The following is a 15,109-nucleotide window of genomic DNA, read 5'->3' as shown; positions in this document are numbered from 1 at the left end:
AGTTTGGTGTAAATAAATAGTTATGGTTAATGGCTCAGATAAAATTATCTTATTTTTAGTTTATGGTTCAGCAAACTCTTATTACCAGGTTGTATTTTCTATATTAACTTTGTATTTTCATATACAATCAAGTTCTGATCAAATAAAAATTGTTGTCTATACAAACAATGCTGAATTGTTAAACAAATATTTGCCAACTATACCATTAATAATAAAATTAATTTCAGACGATGATATAAAGGAATATCGAGGTAAACAGGATTTCAATCATCGGATGAAAATATTGGTTATTGATCATTGCATGCGTGAATTCAATTGCGATATTCTTTATGTTGATGGAGATACTTTTTTTTTAAAAAGCCCTTTAAATCTGATTTATTCAATATCTGAGAATGTTAGTTTAATGCATACTCCCGAGTATGATATGTATAGTACTAAAAGTGAAAATTGTTTTAAATTGACTTTAAGAAGAACTCTAGAAGATCCTGTTACACTCAACGATGCAAGTTTTAGAATTCCTCTTACAACTATAATGTGGAATGCAGGTGTAATTGGTATTAGCAATGAAAATATTTCATTACTTGGAGATGTATTAACTTTAACTGATCAACTTTACGGCAGCAGACCAGTTCATACAGCGGAGCAATTTGCATTTTCTTTTGTTTTGCAATCTAATACCGAGGTAATTGCTGCAGATGATTACATTCAACATTACTGGATGCCAAATGAGAGAGCAGTATATAATAAAGTAATAAAAAGTTTATTCAAAAACATTTTAAAAGTGATACTAATGTATATTTAGATAAAGCATTTGATTTAGCAATGGCATACAAGAATCTGGACATTGGCGATCCTACGTTTGTTGATAGAATTGTTAAGCGTTTTAGTTTAACAGTTAATGTTGCCCTAAAAGGAAGAATTGATTGATTATTATCGTTATACTTAAATAACCCTTTAATTTAAATAGAGATTTTTGGTGATTTAGAATTTTAATTATTATTTCTCTTTTTAAATTTTTCTGGTTTTAGTAATGTTTTAGTAAAGAAGTAAATATTAAAGTTGGCATTACTATATGGAAAAAGTATCTATAATTATGCCTGCATTTAATAGCGAAGCTTACATTGAGGAAAGTATTAATTCAGTATTGAGTCAAACATACTCTAATTGGGAATTAATTATAATAGATGATGGCTCTACGGATAATACAGGTTATATTGTGGGGCGTTATATTAATGCTCATCAAAATATATTCTATCGTAAACACTCTAATAGAGGACAAGCTTTAACCCGTAATGTTGGTATAAATTTGAGTAATGGAGAATTAATTGCTTTTTTGGATTCAGATGATTTATGGTTACCTGAAACTCTTCAAATCCTTCATAGCACTCTCAAGGAAAAGAATGTTGATTTTGTGTTTTGTTCTTTTAACCGATTAGAGAACGGATTTATTCAAGAAGAACCAAAAAGTGAATTTCCAAGTGGTATATTAAATTCGGTACAAATGCTAGCTATTCTGGCTTTGTATAATCCTCTAGTTATCCACGGAGTACTCACTTATCGAAAGGTGCTCTTAGAGGCAGGAATGTTTGAAGTTAACCCTAAATTATTGAATTGCTCGGAAGATTATAATCTTTGGATTAAAATTGCTTTATGTGGGCGGATGTTTTTTGGATTACCTTTACCTCTTGCTATTTACCGTAGACATAGTGCAGGAACTCATACTAATAGAATAAAGATGTTAGAAGCCGAAATCTTCGTGCATTCTAAGTATATGGGTACTGATAAGGAAAGTCAAATAATAGCTAAAAGATTACTACGTGCAAAGTATAGGCAGTTGATTTCTGCTTATCTTTATTCCAGACAACGCATTAAAGCAGAAGAAGCATTCAAGCGTCTACTAGAGTTTGACAAGGGGGGATTAGCGGTACGGTTGGTTTTTTTAATTGGAATTATATTTCCCTTCAAACTTGCCCACTCTTTAGGCACTAGATTTATTTATCCTATCGAGTATAGAATTCTGAACATCATACATGGACAATGGAGTAAGACACTGGAAAGGTTTAAGAATAAAATTGTAGCTGAGAATAATATTACATCTAGTTCTCAAAAAAGTTTTAGAATTTGATTTATTTCTGGTAGATCTTATTGTGGCTTCTAAATACTAGTTATTACTACCTACTTCAAATTTATTTATGAATTTTATAAAAGAGCTACTGAAAGCTAAGTATATTATTATAGTTTATACAATTGCTTATGGTGGAGGCTCTACAAAATCGATATTTTCCTTTTATAAATTTTGTGTTCAAAATAATGAAAAAGTTGTGCTTATTATTAGGGATACAAGAAGAGGAGGCATTAAACTTTTTTTAGCATTTTTGTTTGGTAGAAAAGTAATTGTTAACGGGTTAGCTGCCTTTACTATTTGGGATGTGTTAATCTTTTCTTATTTAAAAAATAATACTTTCTTTTATTTACATGAAGCTGAAAGTGCAATTAATTATTTTAAAACTAATTTTCCTCTCAAATTTAAGATTGTAAAAAGAATCCTTAAAAACAGACCTTTAATTTGTGTTTCCAAATGGCAGGCTAAATATTTTCAAAATGTTTTTCACAATAATGATATTAAAATTCTATATGAAACTATCGAAAATATTGCTGATATAAAGCTTAAAACAGACAGAATAAACATTGTGATGGTAGGGTATTTCAGCGAGAGGAAAGGGGTTTCATTGTTTTCTAACATAGCAGATTTGGCGCATCAACAAGGTTCTAATATGCAATTTCATTGGGTGGGTAATGGTCCGATAAATAACTTGTATTTCTCTAATAATGTTAATTGGCTTGGAGAATTGTCGAGCCCCATTGATGTTGTAAAACAAGCTGATATTTTTTTGTTAACTTCAATAGATGATCCATTTCCCTTAGCGTGTTTGGAGGCTTTAAGTTTGTTTAAAAAACTTGTTGTTTACAAAGAAACTGGTACTGCTGAGATAATAGAAGGACTAAGTGGATGTGCAATTTATAATGATTACAATCCTACTGCAGCATTAACTGCTATTAATAAGGTTTTAAATGAAACAATAGATTTTTATAGAATAGATAATATTAATAAAAATTATAGTTCAATAGAAAGTTTTCATAAACGTATGCAAGAAATATTGCTTTAACCTTAATTCAAGATTAATAAATTTGCAATGATAAACGTGCTACATATTATTGATTCATTAGGAAGGGGCGGAGCAGAAATGTTATTAGTTGGAACAATAAAATCTACACCTGAGTTTAATCATGTTATAATTAGTCTAAGACCTTTAAATGAATTTACAGATGAATTGAAATTTATAAAAGTTTACTTTTTGAATTTCAGGTGGTATCATTCCTTGCCTAGTGCAATAAGTAAAGTTAAAAAGATTATATCTGAGAATTCTGTTGATATTATTCACGCGCACTTATTTTGGTCGGTAATTATTTCTAGATTAGTTTGCCCTACTTACATCAAGCTTATAAATTCCTATCATGCTATGCTTTACGGTAAAACTGGTGGAGCAAATTATCCATTTTATGCTCGTTTGCTTGATGAATTAACATATTCAAACCGTATTGTAACCCTATGCGTTTCAGAACAGGTTAAAAGTAATATTAAGCAATATGTAGGTATAGAAGAAAATGTATACGTTTTATATAATTTTATAGAAAATACATTTTTTGATAAGTTTCGTATTAGCACTGTGAAATCAGAAAAAATCCGGTTGGTAGCTGTAGGTAATTTAAAAAAAGATAAAAATTATACAGTAGTTCTAGAGGCGCTTGCCCAGTTGGGTTCAGGAATAAAAGATTGTGTTACCCTTGACATATATGGAAGCGGTCCGTTAATGGAAGAGCTAAAGCTTATGTGTAAGTACAAGAATTTAAATAACGTTCAACTGAAAGGAAGTGTCAATAATATAAGTATGGTACTGCCTAATTATGATGTATATATTATCTCTTCAACATCGGAAGGGTTTGGATTAGCTGTTGTAGAAGCAATGGCTGTAGGCTTACCTGTGATAGCTTCTAACATCCAAACCCTACGAGAGGTCACCGGAGGACACGCTATTTATTTTAATCCATTATCATCTACAGAATTAAGTAGTAAAATCGGGAATATTATGGATGGTAAATATAACCTGCAGGAATTAGCTACTTTAGCACATCAATATGCCAAAAAGTATTCTAAAGAAGTTTATTTAGATAATCTAAGATCCATTTACCTTAGTAGATAGTAAGACTATTGCTAGTTATAGTTCTACTAGCTTTTACATTTTTCGTTAAAAATATATGTGTGGTATAACCGGTTTTGTAGATTTTACCCATAAAACAACTAAAAAGGATTTAGAACAGGCAACCAAAGTTATTGCTCACCGTGGCCCGGATGCTGTTGGATTTTATTTTGATAATACCTGTGGGTTAGGCCATCGTCGATTAAGTATTTTGGATTTATCTGTAGCGGCAAACCAACCTTTTTACTCCTCTGATGGCCGATATAGTATAATCTACAATGGGGAAGTATATAATTTTCAGGAAATAGGTTTGAAATTAGGAATATCTTTAAAAACTACTTCTGATACAGAGGTAATATTAGAAGCTTTTATAAGATGGGGGCCGGAATTTGTAAATGAGCTTAATGGAATGTTTGCTTTTGCTATTTTTGACTTGCAGACTCAAACTTTGTTTTTATACCGTGATCGAATGGGAGTAAAACCTATTTACTATTACTATGATGGTGAAAGATTTGCTTTCGCCTCTGAACTAAAATCAATTATTGAGTTGCCATTTATTAAGAATAATATAAGTATCAATAAAGAGGCAATAAGCCAGTTTTTGTACTTAGGATATATTCCTCGGCCAAACAGCATTTATAATGAAGTACAAAAATTGGATTCGGGTACTTATCTGGTTTTAAGCCAGACTAGTTTAAAAAAATTTCATTATTGGCAATTAGCGGAACAAGTAGAATCAGAAGTTCTGCGCAATGAAAAACTAGCTAAACAAACGCTAAAAGATTTAGTTATTAGCTCCGTAAAATATCGCATGATTAGCGATGTTCCCTTTGGAACTTTTCTCAGTGGAGGTATAGATTCAAGTTTGGTGACGGCAGCGGCTCAACATGTATCTGATAAACCTGTTAAAACTTTCTCAATTGCATTTGAAGCAACAAAATTTAATGAAGCTAAATATGCAGCTGCTGTTTCGAAGCACTTGGGTACGGAACACTATGAATTTACTGTTACTGAGAAAGAGGCTCTGGAATGGGTAGACCAGTTAACAGGCATTTACGACGAGCCATTTGCGGATTCTTCGGCTATTCCTACCTTATTAGTGTCCGAATTAGCCCGAAAGAAAGTTACTATGATTTTGTCTGGGGACGGAGGAGACGAATTATTCATGGGATATGGAATGTATCAATGGGCTGATCGTCTAGCTAATCCATTCGTTAGAACTTTTCGCAAGCCTATTGCTGCTTTTTTACCTGTTTTAGGAAATCGATTTGAAAGGGCTGCTCATGTATTTCAATATTCTGAAATCAAGCGTCTTAAAAGTCATATTTTTTCACAGGAACAATACCTTTTCAGTGAAGCAGAAATTGATAAGCTTTTAACACCCGCATTCCGCAGTAAACCAATAATACAAGAAAATTGGAACTACAAAAGTAGAAGATTAACCCCAAAGGAAGAGCAGGCATTTTTTGATATGTGCTACTACTTGCAGGATGATTTGTTGGTGAAAGTAGATCGAGCAACTATGCGTCACTCACTAGAAGCCAGGGTTCCTCTGCTAGATTATCGGATTGTAGAGTTTGCGCTAAATTTAAGTCCGGATTTAAAAGTTAAGGGAGGTATTACAAAATATTTACTAAAACAAGTATTATATGATTTTTTGCCAAAAGAATTATTTAATCGACCAAAATGGGGTTTTTCCATACCGTTGAGTACTTGGCTACAGAAAGATTTAAAATATCTTATTGAAGATTATTTAAGTGAGAAAATAATAAATACCTATGAGGTTGTCAGCTATTCAGAAGTAAAAATTTTGAAAGAATGTTTTTTACAAGGAAAGGATTACTTATATAATAGAGTTTGGTTATTAATAGTATTGCACAAGTGGTTAGTTAACAATATGTGATAGCTTATTTCTTATTATTCTCCAACAAAAGTAATTACCTATCCCAATGTAATTTTACATGCAGAACTTAAGCTGTTAATGAATAAACGCTACATACATTTAACTGGTTTAAATGGTATTAGGGCCATTGCTGCTATTGCAGTTGTCTTATCGCACATAAATTTAGAATTAAGAATTTTTAATCTGCCTCCTGTTAAATACTTAGATTTGGCAGGCCATGGCGTAACAATGTTTTTTGCTTTGAGTGGATTTTTGATTACTTATTTATTGATGCATGAGAAGCAAATTGATGAAATTGATATTAAAAAGTTTTACTTAAGGCGAGTATTAAGGATATGGCCCTTATATTTGTTGTATTTATTTGTTGCACTTTTTGTATCTTACCAATTTAATATTTTACAAAGACTATCACTTTTTCCTCTCGCTTATTATGTTTTCTTTACTGCAAACATTCCTTTTATACTTGGGGATGTGTTACCATTTAATGCTCATTTATGGTCAATAGGAGTAGAAGAACAGTTCTACCTATTTTGGCCATGGATAATAAAGAAAACAAATAAGAACACCTTGAATGTGTTAATTGTTTTTATATTCATTTATTTATTATTAAAGCTGTTATGCAGATTTATCGAATATCAATGGGGTAATCAATATCCTTATTTGGCAACACAAGTGATGCGGTTTGATTGTATGGCTATTGGCGGTGTTGGAGCACTTCTTTTTTACAAAAATAATAAAACATTTAAAAGAATAGTTTACTTAAAAGCTGTCCAAATTTTAGCTTGGGTTGTAATTCTATTATTAGCTTTTAATAAGTTCCATGTAGTAAGTATTATCGATCCAGAAATAATCAGCGTAATAACCGTAATAATAATTGTTAATGTTAGTAATAATCCTAGAACGTTGATTCATTTAGATTATACTATTTTTAACTTCTTAGGTAAAATTTCTTATGGTATTTACGTAATACATCCACTCGTTATTTATTTGTATGCAAAAATTCTAAATATTATTAATATTCATTCTTATATTAAATTTGTTCTTGTATACACAGGCGTTTTATCCTTTACAATATGGTTAGCTTATTTATCATTTACGTTCTTTGAGAAAAAATTTATTAACTTAAAAGATAAATTTAGTGTAATTAAAAGCTCTAATATTAAAGAAGTTGAAATTTTAAAAAGATACAGGTAGTTCTTAACTATTCAACCTTTTTGTTAATAATGTATTATAAATGCTGTAAATGCCTAGTTCTTCTGTATTATTTATATCCTATGATGGAATGACGGATCCCTTAGGACAATCTCAGGTGTTGCCGTATTTGGCTGGTTTAAGTAAGCTTGGCTACGACATTACCTTATTATCATGCGAAAAACCGGATCGATTTAGAAAAAACAAATCTTTAATTGAAGAGATTACTCAAACAAGTAACATTGATTGGCAACCTATTTCATTTACCGCAAACCCCCCTATTTTAGCTAAGTATTATGATTTATATCGATTAAAGAAAAAAGCTTTTGAATTACAAAAAGTTAAACATTTCTCAATTATTCATTGCCGAAGTTACGTAAGTGCAGCTATAGGCTTACAGTTAAAAAAGAATTTAAGGTTAAGTTCTTGTTTGACATGCGGGGATTTTGGGTAGATGAGCGGGTAGATGGAGGAGCCTGGAACTTGAAAAATCCTCTATATAATTTAGCTTATAAATATTACAAAACAAAGGAGTCGGATTATATAAGGAATGCTGATGCAATTATAAGCTTAACAGAAGCGGGCAAAAAAGAAATAATAACATGGACTAGCTATAAAACAGCGCCCATTCAAGTTATACCTTGTAGTGCCGATTTTGATCTTTTTGCTTTAATCACTCCTGAACAGCGAACAAAGTCTCGCAATCTGTTGAAAATTAACCAAGATGCATTAGTGCTTAGCTATTTAGGTTCAGTAGGGGTCTGGTATATGCTTGATGAAATGTTGATGCTTTTTGCCAGGATTAAGGAAAATTACAAAGATGCTGTTTTCTTATTTATAACTCCTGAACCAGCAAATGTAATCTTAGCTGCAGCTCATAAATTTAATTTAAAAGATACAGATTTTATAATTAGATCAGCCACTCGAAAAGAAGTGCCTCTATATACATCCGCCTCCAATATTAATGTTTTTTTTATTAAACAGAGTTATTCTAAAATTGCAAGTTCACCAACCAAACTTGGAGAAATTCTAGCAATGGGTTTACCGGTAATTTGTAATTCTAAAGTGGGCGATGTGGAGGAAATTATTAATTATACTAACTCAGGTTATGTGATTGATACTTTTGATAAAGAAAATTACGACAAGATAGTAGATTTAATTCCTTCCTTATTACAAAATATCCCACAAATGATTCGTGATAAATCATTTAGTTATTATGACCTAAATAAGGCAATTGAGAAATATGCATCTATTTATGAATACTTGGTTTAAATTTGCAACCTAATACTTAATAACTTTATAATTGATAAATTTACTCTTGCTTCTTAGACAAACCTTTATAATGCTTCCATATATTAAACTACCTAACAAATCATTAAGAGTTAATGGCCAAGAAATATTTTCTTTTTTAAATACATCTGATAAAAATATTGATTGGACTACTGTTGAATCTTTTGGCGAAGAATGGTCTAAATTTAATTTTTTTGATGATCAAGAAATTTCTCAGATTGGTAACGACTACTTTGACATAGTTGATGAGGTAATGTTAAATCATAATTCATATGTTTTAGATGTTGGTTGCGGTACCGGACGATGGACGAAGTATGTATCCGGCAGAGCTGGGTTTGTTGAAGCAATTGATCCGAGTCAGGCAGTTGCTTCAGCTGCTAACTTGTTGAAAAATGAAAAAAATGTTAGGATTACGCAAGCAAGTGTAGAAACTATTCCGTTTGCGGATAATGCATTCGATTTTGTTTTTAGCTTAGGTGTATTGCACCATATTCCTGATACTTTTGAGGCAATGCAAAGCTGCGTTAAAAAGGTTAAAATTGGTGGTTTTTTCCTAGTTTATCTATATTACAGTTTAGATAATAGAGGATTTTTATATAAACTGCTTTTTCAAATTTCTAATTTGTTCCGAGTACTAATTTCAAAATTACCACAAAAACTAAAAGCCTTTGTATGTGATCTAATTGCATTTTTTATCTATCTACCTTTTGTCTTAATTTCCAGGATAGTAGAGAATATTGCGTTTCTTAAAAAGTTTATTGAATATATTCCTTTATCATACTATAGGAAAGTATCTTTTAACGTGATACGGAATGATGCTTTAGATAGAATGGGAACACCTTTAGAGCAAAGATTTAGTAAAAAAGAAATTAATGATATGCTTATTCGAGCTGGGCTAACAGATATCCAGTTCTCTCATAATGCTCCTTATTGGCATGCTGTTGGAAAGAAAAACTAAGAGCGTAATGATAATAGCACCATACCCAAAAAATGGTGCACCTGGTCAACGATTTAGGTATGAGCAATATCTATCATTTTTAGAGCAAGAATCCATTAGCTATACTTACTATTCTTTTCTCGATACTAATACCAATTCTATATTATATCAGCAGGGTTATTATTTAAAAAAAATAGCGGGGGTTTTAACAGGCTTCTTTAACCGGATACGCTTATTATTTAAAGTGCCAAGCTATGACTTTGTTTTTATTTTTAGAGAGGCAACACCTGTTGGTCCACCAGTAATAGAATGGGTAATAGCAAAAGTATTAAAAAAGAAAATCATATATGATTTTGATGATGCTATATGGTTACCAAATACCTCAGAAGCTAATAAAATAGCTGCATATTTAAAATTTAATAGTAAAGTAAGTTCTATTTGCAAGTGGGCTTATAAAGTAAGTTGCGGGAATCGCTATTTATGTGCATACGCTTCTAAGTTTAATAATAAGGTAGTTCTTAACCCTACTACCATTGACACAATAAATCATCATAACAGGATTAAGAACCAACATTCAGATAAATTCATAATTGGTTGGACCGGTACTCATTCTACTATGATTTATTTAGCTGAGATCGTTCCGGTTCTTGAAAAATTAGAAGAAAAGCTTGAATTTAAATTTTTAATTATTTCGAATAAGGAACCCGATTTTAAATTAAAGTCATTAGAATATAGACAATGGCGAGAAGAATCTGAGATCGATGATTTGTTGGAATTTAATATAGGTCTTATGCCCTTAACCCATGATCAATGGTCAGAAGGGAAGTGTGGGTTTAAAGCATTGCAATACATGGCTCTTGGTATACCCGCTTTAGTTTCACCCGTTGGGGTTAATAAAGAAATTGTAAGTCATGGATATGATGGATTTTTATGCTCCACTTTAGAGGATTGGGAAAAATATATATTGGAACTTTGTACCGATGCTATAAGAAGAGAAGAAATGGGCAGAAAAGCCCAGTCAAAAATTGAATTAAAATACTCCGTTAATTCAAACAAATTTAACTTTTTGGATTTGTTTAACTGATTTTCTTTTAAGTTTTGCTATTTCACCTTGAATAATATAGAGCGCACTTAAAAAGAAAGGCATAATAGGAATTTTGTATCGTACTAAAGTGCCAAAATTGCCGCTATTTGTCCCTACCCCAAATGCAAGCGCAAGGCAAAAAATCAGACAGAAGGTTAAAATAGGTGTCGTACTTATTAACTTAATAGTTCTAAATAAGCCCGGTTTGAGCATAAAATATACGGATAAATAAAAGAAAATGGTTGCTTCTAACGCAGAAAGTAGCATAACAGGATTGCGTACCTCCCAAATAAAAGGTCGAAATAAGGCAACAATTATGGCTTGAGGGCCTACAATAAATATGCTTTTAACACTGCCATCAAAAACTCCTATATCGTATGCCGATCCAGAAGCAATTTGTTTAGATAAATAGTACGAATTAATTTGAGTCCGCTCACTTATTTTGTTTACGTCATATCGTCTGTCTCCTTCAGTTAAACGAGTAGCACCTAAATACGCAACATATAAACCCAATATTAAAAATACAGGTTTCGCAATTATTCTAATAAATCTATTTTTGATTTTACCACTGTTTTCCATAACCATCCAATAAAGAGCAGGTGGTAAGAATGAAAGCAGTATGTAAACTTTAACTGTATAAATGATATAAGCTGCTAAAAAACTTATTATTAATGATGATAAAATAGCACGCTTTTCTACAGCAAAGCTATAAAATCCATAAAACAACCAACCTAAAGCACCTATTGTTAAAGAGTCTTTCAGTAACCCTGATCCCCAAAAAACAACTGAAGGTAAAAAGAATACAGCTACAGCAAATTGTTTGTGTAAATTAGGTTGAATTTTCAAAAAAGTAAGGTACATCGCCCACATTCCGCTGAAACTAAGACATGCAAACCATAAACCTATAACTGTATAAGTATTAAAACTGAAGATGCCAAATAAGGCAGCAAACTTAATCACCGTGTACTCCGCAGGCGCTTGATACCACATGATTGATGAAGTATACAGACTAATAGTTGAGTCATGTTCACCATTTGCAAGCAACAATTTCAAGCCTATAGTTGGTGATTGCTCAAATGCTTTATAAATAATTTTGGCTTGGAGATAGTAATTAGAGGTGTCTCCGCCTAGGACTCCATTAGAATAGTAAAATTGATAAATAATTCCAATTGCAATTGCTCCAAGTAATTTCAAAGTTAAAGCAGGAACAAAGTACCTCTTAGTAATTTTATTAGTTACATAGGGCTTCACCACATAAACCAGCAAAGAAATTAAAATTAAATAGATAGGGGTCAGTATTAAGTCTTTTAACTCCAATTTTAGCTAGAATAAGTAAAAAGATATTTGTTAGGTTTTGTTAAAGTAAAAGTTGGCAATGCTAAATAATCAACTACACCTTCCGGTTCTTCCTTAAGAAATCCCGGGCTTCGCGGAAAGCATCGGTTTTGCGTTCGGCTTTGTCTTTTACTTCTTCGTAGTGTTGTTTGGCGCGGAATAAATCTTTTTCCTGGACGTAAATGCGGCCTAAATTCAAATGCGACGACACGTAATAACCCGATTCTACTTCGTTAGTCTGGCGGGCAAAACGAATGCATTGTTCGTAAAGCTGTTTGGCTCTAACTAAATCTTTGCGGTTTTGACAAATATAAGCTAAATAATATGAAGCGTAACGGCCCCCAATGGCTTCGTAGCCGGGCAGGCGCTTATTGTATTTAGTCAGGATATCGTTGGCGAGGCGTTCGGTTTCCCGGAAGTTGCCTTCCCGAAAATTCATCATGGCGTAAAAACGCTCAAAATACGCATTATCGGGGTAAGAAATAGCCAACTGGCGGGCCAGCGGCATGGCTTCAAAATGATCGTTTTCTTCGTTAGCCAAGATTTTCATGAGAAAAAACTTAGCTTCGGTGCCGGTATAAAAACCATTGCGGGCTACCATTTTAAGCTGCTGTAAACCCAACTGTTTATTGCCTTTTGGGAAAAACAAAATGATGGGCCGCAGTAAAGGGTAATTCTGGGCAATCCAGACGGCGTAGTAATTATACAGGGCTTCACCGAATAAAAATTCCGGACTTAAGCCATTGGCATTGCGGCTTTTTTGCAAAAATTCCAAGGAGCGCCGGCTGCAAACAGTAGCTTTGCGCCAATTGCTGCGTTCCGAATGTAACCGAGCCTGAAACCCATAAGCCGCTGAAAGAAAAAAAGCGGCTTCCAGGTTTTTGGCGTCTTTCTCATACATTCTTTCTGCAAAGGATATGGTAGTATCCATGTAAGCGAAAAACGGCGCATCGTACTGCGTAGTTTGCACGTTGGTTGGTACGATTTTCCACCAGTTGCTTAATCCCATCAGAAAATAAGGCATGGGATGTTGTTTGTAGCGGCGGCGCAACGACCGGAATTGTTTTTCAGCCCGCTCAAACTTGGCATTGTACATGTTATCTACCGCCCCGATTAATTCGTTCTTAATATCCTCGTTCATGAGCAGCCAACCATCGGTTTCAATAGCTTGCGGTAGAATATCAATAGAGTCAATATATAAATCCCGCATAAAAAAAGTATCCGGCGGAATAGAGCGGGGCATGGTATCTTTTTTGGGTGCTTCTTCGTTGGTATCCTGTGCCAAGCTCAGGAAGGGGAGTAAACCTACTAAAAAGAAAAAAAGCAGTTTCTTCATGCTCTAATAAAAAGCTTTTTACGTTAAAATTAAACTAATCTTTCCCGTATAAAGGTTCCAGTAACAAAATAATTGTATAGTTATATAATTTTGGCAAGAAAATGTAAATAGTCCACAATTAATCCAACCAAAAGCAAAAATAAATTACAGGTGAGAGGAGCAAAATTTAAAAAAGTAAGCCAAGTTAAGGCTTATTCCGCAATAATAACCGGCACAGATTGTATTATTTATTTATTTAACAGCAAGTTTTAATGCGGTTTTTGCCGTTAAATAATTATAAAACGGGTTAAATCATTTACTAACTACTTAGTTCTTTATAAAAGGAATATTAGCTTTAAAGCCGCTAGTATGGAGTAAAGATTTATTTTTTGTGTGGATGCAAACAGATAGATTTAATTTAAAAGAATGGAGTAGTGTAACTTGTTGTAAAGTAAATTAAATTTAAAAAATCTGTGCCTAAATAGCCGATAGGAAGCAATATCCTCAGCTTGTAAGAAGAAACCTCGCTTTGGTCATTCCAGAAGAATTTTAGCAATGGGCTATCGGGTAGATTTTTCTGGCATAACCGAGTTCAAAAAAATACACATGAAATAGCCTTGTTATATTGTTGCTTTACACCCGTGAATCCGTAAAACTTTCATTTTTGCATTCTTATCTACTACTCAGAAGCGTAATGCACTTTGCATAATTAATATACGATACTGCTTTAAAAATCAGGTTCTGCTTCAGACAGCGCTTTAGCGAAGCCAGGTTGATATTTAGGGAATTTATAAATTAAGAAACCAATAACAAACAACTGTTTCGGCATTACCATGGAATTATTAAAACAACTTTGTCAGATTCATGCTCCTTCTGGCAACGAGGTAAAACTTACGCAATTTTTACTAGACTACATTAATCAGAATAAAGCTAACTGGCGCGTAATGCCCCAGGTAATTGCGGGTGAGGGATTTCAGGATTGCCTTATTTTAATTTTTGGGCAACCCCGTACCGCTATTTTCGCGCATATCGATTCCATTGGCTTTACGGTTCGGTATGGCCGGCAGTTAATCCGGATTGGTGGCCCGGATACCGAAACCGGCTACCGGCTGGTAGGAGAAGACAGCCAAGGACCTATTGCCTGTACCTTGCTGGTGTCGGAAGAAGACGGCAGTTTGCAGTATGATTTTGATCGGGAGATTGACCGTGGTACGGAATTGATTTTTGCCTGCGATTTCCGGGAGACCGAATCTACCGTGCAATCGTGTTACCTGGACAATCGCTTGGGCGTTTGGAATGCATTACGAGTAGCGGAAACTCTGGAGAATGGGGCCATTGTATTTTCGTGTTGGGAAGAACACAAAGGCGGCTCGGTGGCTTACCTGGCCAAATATTTATACGATAACTACCAGATGAAACAAGGGCTTATTTCGGATATTACCTGGGTAACGGAAGGCGTTCATCCGGGCCAGGGAGTAGCTATTTCGCTCCGCGACTCGCTGATCCCGCGGCGTAGTTTTGTAAACAAGCTGATTGCCCTGGCGCAACAAACCAGTATTCCTTTTCAATTGGAAGTAGAAGGAGCTGGGGGCAGCGATGGCAAAGACTTGCAGCAAAGTGATGTTCCCTGGGATTGGTGTTTTATAGGGGCCCCGGAAGACAACGTGCATTCGCCGGACGAAATCGTGCATAAAAACGATATTAAGAGCATGGTTGCATTGTACCAGGTACTGATGCGGGAACTGTAACCGGTGAAAACGGTTTAATCCGCGATTCTTTATTTAACCAGCTTGCA

Annotated in this window: 13 protein-coding genes; 11 read left to right on the top strand and 2 right to left on the bottom strand. The window is 33.7% G+C overall.

What is annotated here, in order from left to right:
• Nucleotides 1-22: 22 nt before the first annotated feature.
• From AHMF7616_RS13220 to AHMF7616_RS13175, 10 genes are all read left to right on the top strand, one after another.
• A complete protein-coding gene (locus tag AHMF7616_RS13220; protein WP_115373316.1) occupies nt 23-802 on the top strand; it encodes a hypothetical protein in 780 nt (259 codons plus the stop codon).
• Nucleotides 803-1,072: 270 nt separating this feature from the next.
• The gene (locus tag AHMF7616_RS13215) at nt 1,073-2,125 is read left to right on the top strand and encodes a glycosyltransferase family 2 protein (protein WP_115373315.1); all 1,053 of its coding nucleotides are present in this window, start codon (nt 1,073-1,075) and stop codon (nt 2,123-2,125) included.
• Nucleotides 2,126-2,192: 67 nt separating this feature from the next.
• Entirely contained in the window at nt 2,193-3,167 is a 975-nt protein-coding gene (locus tag AHMF7616_RS13210; RefSeq protein ID WP_115373314.1) for a glycosyltransferase, read from the top strand.
• Between the two features lie 36 nt (nt 3,168-3,203).
• Nucleotides 3,204-4,262, top strand: a complete 1,059-nt coding sequence (locus AHMF7616_RS13205; protein ID WP_158546160.1) for a glycosyltransferase — start codon at nt 3,204-3,206, stop codon at nt 4,260-4,262.
• A gap of 55 nt (nt 4,263-4,317) precedes the next feature.
• A complete protein-coding gene (asnB, locus tag AHMF7616_RS13200) occupies nt 4,318-6,162 on the top strand; it encodes an asparagine synthase (glutamine-hydrolyzing) (protein WP_115373312.1) in 1,845 nt (614 codons plus the stop codon).
• A gap of 78 nt (nt 6,163-6,240) precedes the next feature.
• A complete protein-coding gene (locus AHMF7616_RS13195) occupies nt 6,241-7,356 on the top strand; it encodes an acyltransferase family protein (RefSeq protein WP_115373311.1) in 1,116 nt (371 codons plus the stop codon).
• A gap of 49 nt (nt 7,357-7,405) precedes the next feature.
• The gene (locus AHMF7616_RS13190; RefSeq protein WP_147275679.1) at nt 7,406-7,807 is read left to right on the top strand and encodes a glycosyltransferase family protein; all 402 of its coding nucleotides are present in this window, start codon (nt 7,406-7,408) and stop codon (nt 7,805-7,807) included.
• The gene (locus AHMF7616_RS13185) at nt 7,789-8,625 is read left to right on the top strand and encodes a glycosyltransferase (protein ID WP_115373309.1); all 837 of its coding nucleotides are present in this window, start codon (nt 7,789-7,791) and stop codon (nt 8,623-8,625) included. Before AHMF7616_RS13190 ends, AHMF7616_RS13185 begins: the two co-directional genes overlap by 19 nt.
• A 70-nt stretch (nt 8,626-8,695) precedes the next feature.
• Nucleotides 8,696-9,601: a class I SAM-dependent methyltransferase gene (locus tag AHMF7616_RS13180; RefSeq protein WP_115373308.1), complete on the top strand. Its 906-nt coding sequence runs from the start codon at nt 8,696-8,698 to the stop codon at nt 9,599-9,601.
• Complete coding sequence (locus tag AHMF7616_RS13175) at nt 9,564-10,664, top strand: glycosyltransferase (protein WP_233507526.1); 1,101 nt, start codon at nt 9,564-9,566, stop codon at nt 10,662-10,664. The genes AHMF7616_RS13180 and AHMF7616_RS13175 overlap by 38 nt, the downstream gene beginning before the upstream one ends.
• Here AHMF7616_RS13175 and AHMF7616_RS13170 read toward each other — a convergent pair.
• Together AHMF7616_RS13170 and AHMF7616_RS13165 are read right to left on the bottom strand one after the other, a co-directional pair.
• Nucleotides 10,629-11,981 (bottom strand): hypothetical protein, encoded by a 1,353-nt coding sequence (locus tag AHMF7616_RS13170; protein WP_115373307.1) that lies wholly within the window; start codon nt 11,979-11,981, stop codon nt 10,629-10,631. The two genes, AHMF7616_RS13175 and AHMF7616_RS13170, sit on opposite strands and share 36 nt — an antisense overlap.
• 73 nt (nt 11,982-12,054) lie before the next feature.
• Entirely contained in the window at nt 12,055-13,335 is a 1,281-nt protein-coding gene (locus AHMF7616_RS13165; protein WP_115373306.1) for a tetratricopeptide repeat protein, read from the bottom strand.
• A gap of 812 nt (nt 13,336-14,147) precedes the next feature.
• Between AHMF7616_RS13165 and AHMF7616_RS13160 the strand changes: the two genes are divergently transcribed.
• On the top strand, nt 14,148-15,062 hold the full coding sequence (locus AHMF7616_RS13160) for an aminopeptidase (RefSeq protein ID WP_115373305.1): 915 nt from the start codon (nt 14,148-14,150) through the stop codon (nt 15,060-15,062).
• The last annotated feature ends 47 nt before the right edge of the window (nt 15,063-15,109 follow it).

This window comes from Adhaeribacter pallidiroseus (assembly GCF_003340495.1).
Lineage (GTDB): Bacteria > Bacteroidota > Bacteroidia > Cytophagales > Hymenobacteraceae > Adhaeribacter > Adhaeribacter pallidiroseus.
Note: the sequence above shows the minus strand (reverse complement) of the source record. Positions and strands in the feature narration are given on the sequence as shown.

Bases quoted from the DNA above. Each gene is read 5' to 3' on its own strand.
- AHMF7616_RS13220 (WP_115373316.1), top strand. From the start codon at position 23: ATGGTTAATGGCTCAGATAAAATTATCTTATTTTTAGTTTATGGTTCA.
- AHMF7616_RS13185 (WP_115373309.1), top strand. From the start codon at position 7,789: ATGCGGGGATTTTGGGTAGATGAGCGGGTAGATGGAGGAGCCTGGAAC.
- AHMF7616_RS13160 (WP_115373305.1), top strand. From the start codon at position 14,148: ATGGAATTATTAAAACAACTTTGTCAGATTCATGCTCCTTCTGGCAAC.
- AHMF7616_RS13190 (WP_147275679.1), top strand. From the start codon at position 7,406: ATGCCTAGTTCTTCTGTATTATTTATATCCTATGATGGAATGACGGAT.
- AHMF7616_RS13165 (WP_115373306.1), bottom strand. From the start codon at position 13,335: ATGAAGAAACTGCTTTTTTTCTTTTTAGTAGGTTTACTCCCCTTCCTG.
- AHMF7616_RS13215 (WP_115373315.1), top strand. From the start codon at position 1,073: ATGGAAAAAGTATCTATAATTATGCCTGCATTTAATAGCGAAGCTTAC.
- AHMF7616_RS13180 (WP_115373308.1), top strand. From the start codon at position 8,696: ATGCTTCCATATATTAAACTACCTAACAAATCATTAAGAGTTAATGGC.
- AHMF7616_RS13175 (WP_233507526.1), top strand. From the start codon at position 9,564: ATGCTCCTTATTGGCATGCTGTTGGAAAGAAAAACTAAGAGCGTAATG.
- AHMF7616_RS13195 (WP_115373311.1), top strand. From the start codon at position 6,241: ATGAATAAACGCTACATACATTTAACTGGTTTAAATGGTATTAGGGCC.
- asnB (WP_115373312.1), top strand. From the start codon at position 4,318: ATGTGTGGTATAACCGGTTTTGTAGATTTTACCCATAAAACAACTAAA.
- AHMF7616_RS13210 (WP_115373314.1), top strand. From the start codon at position 2,193: ATGAATTTTATAAAAGAGCTACTGAAAGCTAAGTATATTATTATAGTT.